Source organism: Halorientalis sp., from assembly GCF_028275115.1.
Classification (GTDB): domain Archaea; phylum Halobacteriota; class Halobacteria; order Halobacteriales; family Haloarculaceae; genus Halorientalis.
This window is the reverse complement of record NZ_JAQCNH010000039.1, coordinates 1-13,009: the sequence shown is the minus strand read 5'-3', so window position 1 is coordinate 13,009 and position 13,009 is coordinate 1. Positions and strand designations below refer to the sequence as shown.

General features: G+C 64.9%; 15 protein-coding genes and 1 tRNA gene. 5 read left to right on the top strand and 11 right to left on the bottom strand.

What is annotated here, in order from left to right; translation table 11 throughout:
• Positions 1-24 precede the first annotated feature (24 nt).
• Together Q0964_RS06095 and Q0964_RS06090 are read right to left on the bottom strand one after the other, a co-directional pair.
• Entirely contained in the window at positions 25-789 is a 765-nt protein-coding gene (locus tag Q0964_RS06095; protein WP_299264773.1) for a protein sorting system archaetidylserine synthase, read from the bottom strand.
• 47 nt (positions 790-836) lie between these two features.
• Positions 837-1,106 (bottom strand): hypothetical protein, encoded by a 270-nt coding sequence (locus Q0964_RS06090; protein ID WP_299264770.1) that lies wholly within the window; start codon positions 1,104-1,106, stop codon positions 837-839.
• A 108-nt stretch (positions 1,107-1,214) separates the two neighbouring features.
• On the opposite strand from Q0964_RS06090, the gene Q0964_RS06085 reads away from it, so the two are divergent.
• Positions 1,215-1,712 (top strand): cupredoxin domain-containing protein, encoded by a 498-nt coding sequence (locus Q0964_RS06085; protein ID WP_299264768.1) that lies wholly within the window; start codon positions 1,215-1,217, stop codon positions 1,710-1,712.
• 77 nt (positions 1,713-1,789) lie between these two features.
• Here the strand turns inward: Q0964_RS06085 and Q0964_RS06080 are convergent, their stop codons facing one another.
• Genes Q0964_RS06080 through Q0964_RS06065 form a run of 4 tightly spaced genes read right to left on the bottom strand, consistent with a single transcriptional unit; the run spans position 1,790 to position 4,301 of the window.
• Positions 1,790-2,458, bottom strand: a complete 669-nt coding sequence (locus tag Q0964_RS06080) for a 30S ribosomal protein S3ae (RefSeq protein ID WP_299264766.1) — start codon at positions 2,456-2,458, stop codon at positions 1,790-1,792.
• Positions 2,455-2,676 (bottom strand): KEOPS complex subunit Pcc1, encoded by a 222-nt coding sequence (locus tag Q0964_RS06075; protein ID WP_299264765.1) that lies wholly within the window; start codon positions 2,674-2,676, stop codon positions 2,455-2,457. Before Q0964_RS06075 ends, Q0964_RS06080 begins: the two co-directional genes overlap by 4 nt.
• Positions 2,673-3,836, bottom strand: a complete 1,164-nt coding sequence (locus Q0964_RS06070; RefSeq protein ID WP_299264763.1) for a hypothetical protein — start codon at positions 3,834-3,836, stop codon at positions 2,673-2,675. The genes Q0964_RS06075 and Q0964_RS06070 overlap by 4 nt, the downstream gene beginning before the upstream one ends.
• Positions 3,837-4,301 carry a 30S ribosomal protein S15 gene (locus Q0964_RS06065; protein ID WP_299264761.1) on the bottom strand — a complete coding sequence of 155 codons (465 nt, stop codon included), beginning with the start codon at positions 4,299-4,301 and terminating at the stop codon, positions 3,837-3,839. It lies immediately after the preceding gene.
• 274 nt (positions 4,302-4,575) lie between these two features.
• On the opposite strand from Q0964_RS06065, the gene Q0964_RS06060 reads away from it, so the two are divergent.
• A complete protein-coding gene (locus tag Q0964_RS06060; protein ID WP_299264760.1) occupies positions 4,576-6,141 on the top strand; it encodes a DUF7289 family protein in 1,566 nt (521 codons plus the stop codon).
• On the opposite strand, the gene Q0964_RS06055 is transcribed toward Q0964_RS06060, so the two are convergent.
• The 5 genes from Q0964_RS06055 to Q0964_RS06035 are packed head-to-tail and all read right to left on the bottom strand — an operon-like array spanning position 6,138 to position 9,489.
• Positions 6,138-6,890 carry a DUF7289 family protein gene (locus tag Q0964_RS06055; RefSeq protein WP_299264757.1) on the bottom strand — a complete coding sequence of 251 codons (753 nt, stop codon included), beginning with the start codon at positions 6,888-6,890 and terminating at the stop codon, positions 6,138-6,140. The genes Q0964_RS06060 and Q0964_RS06055 overlap by 4 nt on opposite strands.
• The gene (locus Q0964_RS06050; protein ID WP_299264756.1) at positions 6,887-7,336 is read right to left on the bottom strand and encodes a DUF7266 family protein; all 450 of its coding nucleotides are present in this window, start codon (positions 7,334-7,336) and stop codon (positions 6,887-6,889) included. The genes Q0964_RS06055 and Q0964_RS06050 overlap by 4 nt, the downstream gene beginning before the upstream one ends.
• Positions 7,329-8,285, bottom strand: a complete 957-nt coding sequence (locus tag Q0964_RS06045; RefSeq protein ID WP_299264754.1) for a DUF7261 family protein — start codon at positions 8,283-8,285, stop codon at positions 7,329-7,331. The genes Q0964_RS06050 and Q0964_RS06045 overlap by 8 nt, the downstream gene beginning before the upstream one ends.
• A complete protein-coding gene (locus Q0964_RS06040; protein ID WP_299264751.1) occupies positions 8,273-8,854 on the bottom strand; it encodes a DUF7288 family protein in 582 nt (193 codons plus the stop codon). The genes Q0964_RS06045 and Q0964_RS06040 overlap by 13 nt, the downstream gene beginning before the upstream one ends.
• Positions 8,848-9,489 (bottom strand): DUF7287 family protein, encoded by a 642-nt coding sequence (locus Q0964_RS06035; protein ID WP_299264749.1) that lies wholly within the window; start codon positions 9,487-9,489, stop codon positions 8,848-8,850. Before Q0964_RS06035 ends, Q0964_RS06040 begins: the two co-directional genes overlap by 7 nt.
• Positions 9,490-9,726: 237 nt before the next feature.
• Between Q0964_RS06035 and Q0964_RS06030 the strand changes: the two genes are divergently transcribed.
• The 3 genes from Q0964_RS06030 to Q0964_RS06020 all read left to right on the top strand — a co-directional run.
• Positions 9,727-9,798, top strand: a tRNA-Ala gene (locus Q0964_RS06030).
• Positions 9,799-10,171: 373 nt separating this feature from the next.
• Positions 10,172-10,708, top strand: coding sequence for a hypothetical protein (locus Q0964_RS06025; protein ID WP_299264747.1), 537 nt, complete (start codon positions 10,172-10,174; stop codon positions 10,706-10,708).
• Between the two features lie 173 nt (positions 10,709-10,881).
• On the top strand, positions 10,882-13,009 hold a 2,128-nt coding region (locus Q0964_RS06020; RefSeq protein ID WP_299264745.1), incomplete at its 3' end, for a DUF7289 family protein.

Here is a 13,009-nt window from a genome sequence, read left to right as displayed (position 1 = left end):
GCCTGCCCCTCATAAAAGGCGTTTCTATTCGGTCTCCGCCCCCGGACTGGGGTCTGGCCCCTCGTCGGGACCGTCCTCCGGTGCGTCGACGAGGTACCGCCGGTAGAACCACGGGCCGATCAGGTAGAGGACGGCCCCCACGAGCAGGGTCCGAGGAAAGACGCGGCCGAAGGCCGTCGGTGCGACGATAGCGCCGGCCTGGACCGCGCCCATCGCGAGCGCGTGGGCGGGCCGCAGTTCCGGGTAGGTCACCGTCGTGACCATCAGGTATGTGAACACGACCGTCATCGCGAGCAACGCCGTCGCGCCGCGGGCCCCGGGGATGCCCGCCAGATAGACGACGGCGATAATGGTCGCTGCCAGCGTCGTCTGGACGCCCTCGGTCTCCTCACTCCCGATGTCGTAGGCGGTGTACATTCCCAGGCGGACGACGCCCGAGCCGACGAACAGCGCGGGGACGACGACGGCCGTCGCGAGCAACGCCGGCGGGTCGGTGCCAGAGAGAGTCAGCCCCCACTCGGCGCTGGCGACGCTGTAGACGAAAATCGCAGGTGCGACACAGAACGAGGCCACGTCGGCCAGCGAGTCGATGAACTCCCCGACCGATGTGCTGCCGACGTTTCGAGCCAGGACCCCGTCGAGTCCGTCGGCGACGGCGGCCAGCAGGATCAGGCGCGCCCCCAGCGCCGGTTCGGCGGTGGCGGCGACTGCGGCCGCAAAGCCCAGACCTGCGTTTGCTACCGTCACCAGGTCGGCGAGTCCCAGCCGGCCGACGAACCGCGGCTGCATACCACGGGCTCCGAAGACCCCAGCCTTAATCCGTTCGGTACCGGCCGCTACTCGATGGCGTGCATGAGGCCAGTCACGAGCAACCCGAAGGCCGCGACCGTGGCGAACACCACGACGACGCCACCGAGCCGATTGTCCCCATCGGGGTCGAACCCGTAGCCGACGACGCTCGCCAGACCCACGAGCGCCACGAGTGTGCCCGCGCCCACGCCGACGCCGGTCAGTCGTGGCAGCTCCGTGCCGAACTCCACCGCGGCGGCCGCGACCGACGCGAGCCCCACGGCGAGCAGGCCCGCGCCGAACTGCGTTCGCTTCATACTATCGGCTGTGGTCGCGGGGTAGAAAAGTCCGCGCACTCGGGTCGCCGTGGTCGGTCTTCGACCCGAACCGCGCGACATATGTCCCTCCGGTCCCGAAACTCGAGTATGCGAAGACGGGCTTTCCTCGCGAGCGTCGGTGGCACGGCCATCACACTCTCGGCCGCCGGTTGCCTCGGTTTGGGCGGCTCCGGAACTGCCGACGACGAGTACGACATCAGTATGTCCACCTCCGCGTACCGTCCGCGGGAGTTCGCGGTCGCTCCGGGGACGACTGTCGTCTGGAAGAACACGAGCAAGAGCACTCACACCGTCACCGCCTACGAGAGCGGTATCCCGGACGAAGCGGAGTTCTTCGCCTCCGGCGGCTTCGAGAGCGTCGAGGCCGCTCGCGACGGGTGGCTCCAGGACAGCAGCGGTGGGTTCGCCACCAACGAGACCTACAAACACACTTTCACCGTCCCGGGCACCTACGAGTACTTCTGCATTCCCCACGAGAAGACGGGAATGGTCGGTACCATCGAGGTCACCGAGAACGCGACCCGCACACCCGAGACTCCCGTGACAGCCACGGACGGGACCGCGACCGAAACCGGCACCGAATAACCGACGCCGGCCGCTCCGACCGGCGTCGTCACTCTCGGTAAGAAATCGAAAAATCGAACACCGAACATCGAACGGCGTCAGTCGTCGTCCGCGTCGGCCTCGCTCGTGTCGGCGATGTCGGTGTCGTCGTCGCCCACGTTGACCCTGGTCTCCTCTTCGGCGGCGACCTCTTCGGGACGGGCTTCCATCGTCGTCTTCTGAATCTCGACGCGGCGCACCGGGTAGATGAGCTTCGCATCGTTGTAGATAGCGGAGGAGAGACGACCCTCGACGACGCTGTCGACGAGGTCGCTGAACGTGCGGTCGCTCGCGCTCTCCTCGACGAGGTCGATCATCGTTCGCCGGATGGCCTTCTCCTGGCTGTGGTCCGCGGATTTCGTCGTGTAGGCGACGGGCTGGACCTGGAGGCGGTAGTCGTCGGTCGTCAGGACCGTGACGAAGGCCTCGATCTTCGAGGAGCCGCGACGCACCAGGCTCCGCTTGTAGTCGCGTGTCAGCTCGAAGGTGTCGAACTGGGTGTAAGCCGAATCGCCGGCCACCTCGTCGACCTGGAAGGTGAGCTTCTTGTTGTTCTCGCTGGCATCGTTTTTCAGATCGCCCAGCGTGGTTTCGATGGTCCGTCCGAGGACCTGTTCCGATTCCGCTGCGGGCGTCTCACCGAGTTCCTCGCGCTCGAACTGCTCGGGCGAGAACACGGTGTACCACTGCTTGCCCTGCTTCTGTCGTGAGACTGATCGTTCGCTCATGATTGTGTCTGTGTGAGTTCGTCTGCGACTGTACAGTTGACCACGTAATCGTCGACCGTCGCGTGCAACCCGCCAGTCGACTCCCGTTCGATAACCGTCCTGACCGTCTCGCCGTCGACCGTCGTTGCCATCTCGTCGGTGTTGTCGGGGGCGACCGCGGCCGCGACCATCGCGGCCCGCTCCCGGTCGCCGTGTGTCGTTTCGATTACAGCCCTCATAGCGCCTCCCTGAAAGCCATAATGAACTCCGCGGTGTCGGTCTCGAAGGTGGCCTGCGCGCGCCGACCCGTCCCGGCCGCGTGCCCCCCCACGGTCTCGACTGCAACGTCCATCGTCGCCCCGAGTTGACAGTCCGCGACCGCAGCGGCGGCGGCCCGTCCGTCCGTGACGAACAGGGCCACCGGTTCCGGCGACCGAAAGTCCCGGAGCAGGCGGGCGACCGTCGCGACCGGAATCGCCTCTGCGTCCGGTAATCCCTGATCCGCCGCCGTGCCTCGTGCGACGAACAACCCGTCGTACCGACCGGTCGTCGCGGCCCCGAGCGCACGGTGTGCGCGCTCGCCGTGGGTCCGCCACGCGTCGAGAGACGTCTCGCGCGTATCGTGCCCCAGCGCCAGCGCGACGCCGGTGCCGGGCCGGACACGGGCGACGGCGTCGAGCACGTCGCCGTACCCCTCGACGGTCCCGAATGGACCGCCCTCGTAGGGGCGAAGCGCGGCCCCGACACGGTCCGCGGCACGCTGGCTCGCGTCGTCCGCGCCCACTGTGCGGAGCGCGGTCATCGACGCGAGCCGCCGCTGGTCGTCTTCGGCCATCCCGTCGGCGTCCTCGGCCGCGAGCACGAGGTTGCAGTCGGCCAGCGCCGAGCGTACGGACTCGGGGTCGCCCGAGAAGGGCGCGTGGAGCCGTGTTCCGTATGCCAGCCCGTCCGTAAGATCCGACGTGGGCGTCGCGATGCCGGGTCTGCGCTCGACGTCGGCGGCCTCGCGCAATCGGCCGCTCGGCGTGGTGTCGACCACGGTCGCGCCGGCCAGCGCGAGGACGGCATCGGCGCTCCCGAGTTCGTTGGCGGCCCGGAACGCCACCTCGCTGGCCGGCCGGGCGCCCGGCGGAATCGTCGCGTCCGCCGTGGTGTCGGCACGGCCGAGCGTGATCGTCGCGTCGACCTCTGTCGCGCGTTCAGCGGTCGCGGCCGGGGCAACGACGCTGGCCTGGAAGGGCCGGTCGGTCGCCGCGAGCGCCCGGCCGAGGACGCCGGTCGCCGCGAGCGCGTCGCCGTCCGCGGTGGCGACGAGCCGAACGAACTCGGCGTCGCGGCAGATCTCGGCGATGTCGCTCGCGGCGGACGCGGACTCCGTGGGACGGTCGGCGGTGGACATCTACTCGAGGAGTTCCGCTGCTTCGTCGTAGGAGTACGTGAACTCGGCGTCGAGTTCGTCGCCGCGGTAGTAGTCGACCAGGCGGCGAATCTTCGACTCCGTGTTCTGGAGCGCGCGCTTGTTCTGATGATCGTTGGGGTTGTCTTCCATGTGACCGCGCAGGCGAACGGCCCGCTCCATCAGGTTGCGCAGGTCCTCGGGCAGGTCGGGCTCGGCGTCGTGTTCCTCGAGAATTTCGGTGACCTTCTTGTCCGTGGCGAGGGTCACGTCGGGAACCGGCGTCCCCTGGACGCCCTCGTCACGGAGCTTCAGCCCGATCTCGCTTGGACTCAGCCCCTGCTCTGCCAGTTCGACGACGCGCTCCTCGACGGCGTCGGCGTCGACGTCGCTCCACTCCGGCGGTTCGTCTGCCACGGGCTTGTCCGAGTCGGACGAGCCGCGGCGGCGTGTGTGCATTCGTGCCATTGTTGAATGATTGGAACCGCATCGACCGCTGTCCGGCATGCCAGCAGGCGATGCTGGCCTCGATGGCACACACCGCGGGCCGGCGGACTGCCGAAACACTACCGCAATCCCAAGCCGCGAAAGTGATCGTAGCGGCGCGTCGGATTTGCGGTCGTGCTGTTCCCACTCTCACTTCCCCACTCGCACACTTTACGGTTTCTACTCGCGCCCAATTATCAGATTTCGATACGGCGGCCGGAGCGCTTTTGATACTCGGCACGCGACTTGTGGCAACATGACAGGTGGGACGCGACGGCCGGGCGCACGCGCACAGTCCGGTCCCATCGGCTACGTCCTCGTGTTCGCTATCGTGATGGCGGGGATGGCGATTATCGTTCTCATCGGCGCTGGTGGGCTGTCGAGCACGCAGTCACAGTCCGAAGTTCAGCGCGCGGAACACTCGATGACGCTTTTCGACTCGCGGGCGGCGATGGTCGCGCTGGGTGACTCCGGCGGACAGACCATCTCGTTCGGTCAGGGCGGTGGGACGTTCGAGGTCGACGGAGCGTCCGGCTGGCTGCGGATCGTCCACACCAACTACACCGACGACAACGACGCCGAGCGCGAGGTCATCTACAACGAATCGATGGGTGCGCTGCTCTACGAGAACGGTGACCGGTCGCTCGCGTACCAGGGTGGCGGCGTCTGGCAACGTGGCGCCGATGGCGATGCCGGAATGATCTCTCCGCCGGAGTTCCACTACCGTGGCGCGACCCTGACGCTCCCGATCATCCGCACGCGCGGCGGCGGCAGCGCCAAGGGGAGCGTCGACGTCTCGATTCAGCCCCGGAAGCAGGCCGGTCCCGTCTTCCCGGATAAGTCTGCCCCGACCGCCGGCGACGAGATTGGCGTGCCGTACAACGAGTCCGAGCGCAACTTCACGAATCCGATCCGCAACGGGACCGTCAACGTCACCGTCCGGAGCAGCTACTACGAAGCCTGGGCGACGTACTTCCGTGAGCGAACGACCGGTGAGGTCACTGTGTGGAACGGCAACCAGACCGTCCGTCTCGAACTGAAATCCATCGGTGGCCCTCCCGGTTCGTTCATCATCCCCGAAGAGGGCGAGAGCGTCTCCGCCGACGGGATCGCTGCCGGGCACCCCCTCACGGAGTTCGAGTTCGACATCGTCTACACCAACGGGAACAACGACCACTTCTCGCTGTACGACGAGAAAAACAACAAAGAGTACGAGTTACACGTCGTCCCGACGGGGAACAACTATCACAACAACTGTCCGACGGCGCCGACCTCGGACGTGTACGTCGGGATGTACTACTACCCTGGCGACGGGTCCGGTGAGTACGAGTACTGGGAGACGTCGATCGACCCGAGCGCTCACACAGACAGCAACGTCGAGTGGACATGCACCAGCGACGGGCCACAGCTCTCGATCGACCTGCTGTCGGACTTCGGTGGGATGGACTACGACCAGAACGCGCCCGGCATCAGTTGCGGAAACGGCGGCAACAAGTGGCGCTACGGCGAGAACATCAAGTGCGACTACACGCACGGGGACGCCACGCTCGACCAGCACGACGGGGCCGTCAGCTGGGAGTCCGACGGGCCGTACTCACCGGGCACCACCGGTACGTCTCGCACGCTCGAGAACATGGTCAACCACTACACCTCGCTGATGGGGCCCAACATGGACATGACCTCACAGATGGGCCCGGGTAACAGCCGCGCTATCGTCCAGGACGCCTCGTCAGGCAGGCTCAACTACGACACCGCGAGCGGCGCGGAGTACATCACGTATCTGCACGTCACGGAAAACGAAATCGCGGTCGACGTCGATTAGACTTCGAACTCGAAGTTTATCAGCGTCCGGGTGACCGACAGCCGTTCGGGGTCGTCGATTCGACACTGGACGGTCTCGGGACGAGTCACCGTACACGTGGCCTCGGCGTCGTCTTCGAGGTAACGCTGCCAGAGCCGGTGCCGTGGCGACGTGATGTTGACGATCAGGGCGTCGTAGTCGGACGCTCGCTGGACGAACTCGGGTAACGGTTCCCGGACCGCCCGTTCGGCTCGGACCCGGACCGTCCCGCCGGCGACGCTTGTGGTGTTGCCCATCTGCTGCGTCTGGATGATCGGAATGATGACTCCGCCGTCGGCAAAGCGGAACGGTGGCTTCTCGGTGACGATGCCACCCCGCGGCGAGTCGCGGAAGACGGCACCACCCTCGTAGACGATGGCCGTGTCACCGCGGCCCTCGTACATGATCGGGGTCGTCGAGTAGGAGACGTTGGGGTTCGTTCCGCTCGGGTCGACGCCGGTGACGTTGATAACGACCGACGATCGCACCTCCAGTCGCGCGTCGTCGAGTTTGATCTCCGTCGAACGACTCGGTGCGCCCGCGCGGTGGATATCGGCCATGTTGTCCGCGAGGACGTCGAAGGCCCGCTCTGCGTTGTTCACCTGCTCGGCGTCGCGTGCGTCCTGGAGGATGCCGATGCCGGTGACCGAGACGATACCGACGGTCGCCGCGACCAGCGAGAACACGACCACGAACCCGACCACGTCGCTCACGGCACGGTCCCGGCTCATATCTGTTCGTCCTCCAGAGCGAGTCGGTCACTGGCGGTGTAGTTGACCGCGACCGTCCCACCGGACACCGACGACGACTCGATGGGTGTGGACGACCGTACCGGGACCGTGACGGTGATCTCGGGGTCGGTCGTCTGCACCACGACCTGTGGGTCTGACCCCCCCTCGATACTGACTTCGTAGCTGCTCCCGGCGACACGCGGCGGCAGGCTGCGGCCCACCCGAACGGATTCGTTGTCGCTCGTCGTCTCGGCCAACCGGTCGGCCATCGCCACGTCCGAACTCACCTGTTCTGCGAGTACCGCTAACTCCGTCTCGATGCTCTGATCGCGCTGGGTCTCGACGAACGTGCCGCCCGCAACCAGCAGACCAGTGATCAGGATGAGTGCGATGGCGAGCCCGAGGACGTAGTTCAGCGTCGTCGACACGCCGCGGTCGTCAGTCATCGCTTTCACCGGGGCGGACCCGTGCGTCGGTCGCGTAGGTCAGTGACGTGGACCGGTACTCGACGTGAACCGTCGCCGCATAGACCCCCGTCAGCGTGAACGGCACGTCGGGTGCCGTCCCGTAGTTGTCGGACTCGATGTCGCCGCTATCGATCTCCTCGTCGACCACCAGCGAGTACGTGCCCTGATACTGGCGACCGTTCTCGACGGCGATGGTGTACGGCGTCGAGACGTCCTCGCCGTACTCTAGCCCTGGACAGTCCGTCCCGTTGAACGTGCCCGCCGTCAGCCCGACCGTCGGGTTCTTGCCGGCCGAGCAGATCCGCGACGGCCCCGAGGGGGGATCGACCTCCACCGCCGTCGTGGTGCCAGCGCTGTTGTTCTTGAACAGCCTGAACACCCAGGGCGTCCCGTCGGTGACCTGCAACTCGAGCGGACCGTTGGACTGCAGCGCCAGCTCCGCGGAGTCGGTCACGTTGAGCTGCACCGAGCGCGTCCCATCGACGCCCGTTGCGACCGTCCAGTCGCTCGCCACGTCGGCGCTGCTCGGCGCGGTCGAGTTCGTGAAGTTCCCCGTCGTCCGATTCTGGCCGATACGGGTCCCCCAGTTGATCGATGCCAGTGTCGCGTTGGCACTGATGCCACCTAACACTTGGAACCGCGCGGCCCGGCGACTCGTCGAGACCACCGCCCGCGAGAGCTGGTCCTGTATCTCCGACTGCGACGAAGCGTTCCGGTTGACCGACTCGACCATCGGCTCTACGCCCTCCGTAATGTCGTCGCGGTAGGTGATGGCTTCCCCGCCGGCTGCGTCGGCCCCGCGAGTGGCCAGATTTTCGGTGTAGATAACCGAATTCAACACCAGCGTCAGCGCGACGAACGACGCCGCGAGGACGAACCCCGCGACCAACAGCACCTGCGCCCGGTCGTCCTCCCTCAGATCCGCCACACGACCACCTCCACACGGACCACGTCGAACACGGGACCCTCGCCGTTGTTGTCGGCGTAGAAGTTCGAGCTGTTCACCGGCGGTCCACGGGTCAGGTTCCCGTTCAGCAGCCGCGTGTCGTTCGCGATGACGACAGTCCTGCCCGCCGACACCGCGTTGTCGGTCGGCTCACCACGGTAGAGGATGGGTTTGCGCTGTGGCTGACCCGATTTGTAGTAGCTCACGTAGACGTTGTAGGCGATCCCGCGGTCCCCGAACGTCCGCTGGAGCGACCGTCCCAACGCTGTCGGAAGCTGTCGTGTGTAGAACCCGGTCGGATTAGCCTCGTGGAACCGGTTTTCCGTGCTGTTCCAGTACAACACCGTCTCCCGCAGCGAGTCGTTCCGGGACGCTATCGCCAGCACGCCCGCCGCGCTGGCCGCCTGCTGGTTCTCGATGTGCTGACTCGAAGTGCTCGCCGACAGCGGCGTCACCGCCGTCATCTGGAGGGCCAAGACGATACTCGATGTCAACAACAGCCCCGCGACGATAGCCTCGAGCGTGTGGACCTGGCCACGCTCGCTCACCATAGTTTCACCACCAGCGACACGCTGGTCCCGTCGAGAGACACCGTGCGCCGTGCCGTCACCGACGACTGAGCACCCGACTCGGCGTCGTCACCGACGGTCAACGGTTCCACGTCGGCGACCGTACAGTCCGTCCCACTCTGTTCGACCAAGTCTCCGGTCGTCCCGTCCCAGCAGAGCAACTCGTCGGGCGACCCGGACCCGCTCACGTTCCCGCGAACCGTCACGTTGAGGAACGCACTCCCGGTCACGCCGACCTGCTCTTCGAGTGGCTGGACACTGAACCGACAGCTCGACGGCGGGGAACTCGTCCGATTGAAAAACGCCCTCGTACAGGCCGTCGTCAGGGTATACGGCGTGTTCGGGTCACCGAGCGTATCTCCGGATAGCCCATCGGCGACCCTGTTGACCGTCACGACGTCCTCTTGATCACCCGCTGTAAACGGCTCCACTGTTCCCGCCACGAACGCGAAGATTGCGACTAGGACGAACACGAACAACACGACACCGACGGTGAAGTCGATGGTCGTCTGTCCACGGGTCTGACTCACCAGCGCCTCGAAGGCCGAGTGTCGGTCCGAGTCCGACCCGTGGCTGTCGGCCGCCTTCACCCGCTCGGATGCACTTCGCTTCTTCATGCGAATTTCTCGTCTGAAATCGACTGCGTGGTCGTCGCTCCATTCTAGCGATTTAGGGCCCGCCGCCGACTGGCACTCTCGACTACCCTTAGTCGCCGAACTAGGGATATATTAGTTTTGGCCGCTAACAATAGTATATATATCTTTTGGCAGACGAAACGAGTTGTCCGTTTCTTTCACTGTGGAGGAACTCCTTCGATGGGTTTAAGAAAACTCACCGGGTAGCGACGGATGCGCGGGCTCGTAGATCAGCGGTAGATCATCCCCCTGGCACGGGGAAGGCCCGGGGTTCAAATCCCCGCGAGTCCACTAGTTCTGTCGATCGCAACTCGCGAGCGACGAATTCGTGTCTGTTCGAGCAGGGATTTGAATCACGCGAGACGAGCGTGGCGAGTCTCGCCATCGGGTTCAAATCCCCGCGAGTCCACTCACTCCTTCCGTCGCTTCGCTCCGTCAGTCGTTCGTTCCCCCGCGTGGTCCCACTCGCTCCGTCGCCGGCGCTGTGCGCCGCCTGCAAGAGGGACCTGTGGTCCCTCCCTGCTCGCGGGACCCCCGCGAGTCCATCCCGTCTCCGTAGGCCTGTGCAGATCTCGTCGAACAGTTCCCTGTAGGCGCGGCTGGTCACATCGCCACCAGCAGTCGACCGGAATACACAATACGCCGTCGTCCGTTGGCACGTGGCATGGGTGTGCTGAAAGACGTGGGACCAGCGGGACTGGTACCAGCGGCCTGGATCTTCGCCGCCGCGGCGGTTCTCGGGGTGGTCACGGCCCGGACCGTCCTGATCGCTATGACAGTGATGAGCGTGCTACTCGTGATTTTCTTCGTGGCGACGCTGTCAGAGATGACCGGTCCGGTCCTGAGTGCGTGGCAGCGTGTTCTGGGGGTCGGCGCGGTCGTCAACGTCCTCGGAACGGTGGACCTCCTCGTGACTCCGGGGGCCGACCCGTTCGCCGCGCTGACACTGTACGCCTGGATACTCCTCCCGGCGGCCGCATACGTCAGGACCTGGGCGGCGATGTCTGGGCCAGCCTACCGACACGTCTACCTGGTCGGTGCGCTGCTCTCGCTGTCCGGGTCGATACTGTTCGCCATCGGTGGAGCTGCACTCCTCGACGCGGCAACGGTCGCGGTCGGAGGGATGGCCCTGGTCGGGATCGGGCAGACGGCTGGCATCGTGACGGCAGCGCTCCAGAACGGGGGGCGGCTGGGGACATAACTTTGCGGTACTTTCGCGCTATGGCGACACGATGCTTCAAACTCTGAGACTGCGGGGCCGACCCGTTTATCAGATATCAAAATCCCGTAATCTGCCTGTTTCACGATCATAGGAGACACAGCGCGCATAACTGTCGATGGGTTTTTACTCAATTACCGGGAAGCAAATACGAAATGACAGCCCCAGGGGAAGGGATGCTAACGGGTGACAGAGCCGTATCGCCGGTCGTCGGGCTGGCGTTGCTGGTCGGTATCGTCGCGCTTGGCGCCCTCGTCGTCGTGGTCCTCGGCGGGAGTGTCGTACAGGACCTGAACAATCAAAATCAGGTGGAGGTTGCCGAGCAATCGATGCGTGAGGTGTCTTCTCGCATCGACAATCTCGAGAACAACAATCAAATGACCTTCGAGTTCCCGTCGAATCTCGGTGGGAACGTCCGGACGGTCGAACAGACCACGATCAATCTCTCCGTTGACGAGAACGTGGACGTCGCGAACGGGGGAGATATCTGTTACACTGGGCCGATCGCGGTCGGCACGCTGCTGGCCGAGACGGAGGAAGGCGATATCGTCGGATACGAGGCAGGCGGAGTCTGGCGCAAATCTTCGCGAGGCGGGAGTTCTATCGTCTCGCCGCCTGCGCTCAATTACCGTGAAGGACAGCTGGGGGTTAAACTCACGGACTTCGACGGCCAGATGAGCGAGTCCGACCGCCTCGTCGCGGCCGTCAACGAGTCGGGCTCACAGATCAAAGACGAGTACTTGCAGAAGGCACTGCTGACCGATAAGAACTTTGAGGAGGTCGAGGCGAACCCGGACGTGACGCCGTCGGACATTACGTGTGACCCGCGCGTGCTGTCGAACATGACGGTCTCGATCCAGAACAGTCCGTTCGCGACCGCCTGGCACACCTACGCCGAACGGAACTTCTCGCCGGATCGGACGATTATCGAAACAACCGACTCGACCGTCGACGCCGGCGACGACGTCAACATCACCTTTGCGATCGGCGAACGGGTCGACCCCACTTATATCGTCGAGGAGCCGCCGGGGCTGGTGGCATACCAGACTACGACGGAATCGACGGACTTCGAGGTCAACGCGACCATCAACAACACCGGTCGCCTGGGCGGCGCACAGAACGTCACGCTCGACTGGTACCGCGACGACGGCGGCTCGTGGACGCAACTCGAATCGAACGTCACCGGCTACGGCAACTTCTCCCTGTCGAACAACCAGAACGCCACGCTTCAGTTCGTGGTCGAACACGACAATTTCACCAGCGGGAATACGTACAAGTACAGCCTCGACACCGGCGACGAGGTCCGGAACGGGACGGTCGTCGTGGTCGCGTCGGCGTCCGACCTGGCGACGTTCGACACGACGATTACGGACGCACCCGGGAGTATGTTGGCCTCAGACAGTGAGACCATCGAGGCGGAAATCACGAACACGGGCGCGGTGGAGGCGATCAAGACGGTCGAATTCACCTTCCCCGACGCCTCCGGGTCGGATCGGACGGTCATCGGATCCAGGGAAATAATGCTCCCGGCCGGTGCCTCTCGGACGCTCACGTACACCGTGCCGACCTACCTGCAGGGGAACCTGAACGCGACGTTCGCTGTGGTCAACCGTCGTGGGCCGGCCGAAATCGCGTCCACCGACATCCTGATTGGTGACAACATGTACTTCAGCGTCGAGAGTACGTCACCACCCAGCGGCAGGACGGTGATCGTCGGTGACGACTTCGACATCGGTGCGACGCTGAAAAACGAGGGCAACTCGGGCGGGCAACAGGACGTCAAACTCTACGTCCGCAACGAAAGCGGAAACGTCGTTACGACAAAGATGAAAACCACGACGGTTCCGAGCAGCAACACGCAGACGGTCACCTTCGACAACCTCCAGGTCGGTGAGGGCGGCGTGTACCAGTACGAGGTCACTACCGCCAACGAGTCGGCGACCGGGAGCTTCACCGCCGGGGACAGCGAACAGGCGTACTTCCTCATTCAGGAAGCCGGTGCCGTGCCGAACCCGCTCAAACCGGGCGACACGCTGAACGTCTCGGCGCGGATCGTCAATACGGGTGTCGCGAGCGGCGACGTGTCGTACGCCATGAGCTTCGACGGGTCGGCCATCGACTCGGGAAGCCAGCGGCTCAACGTCAGTAACGCGACCGTGGTGGAGGACTCGTACACGATCCCGTCCAGCACCGCTCCCGGGACGTATCCAGTCACGATCTCTACGCAGAACATGACCTGGACCGATACGATCAATCTGACTCAGGACCCGCCGGAGGGCCCGG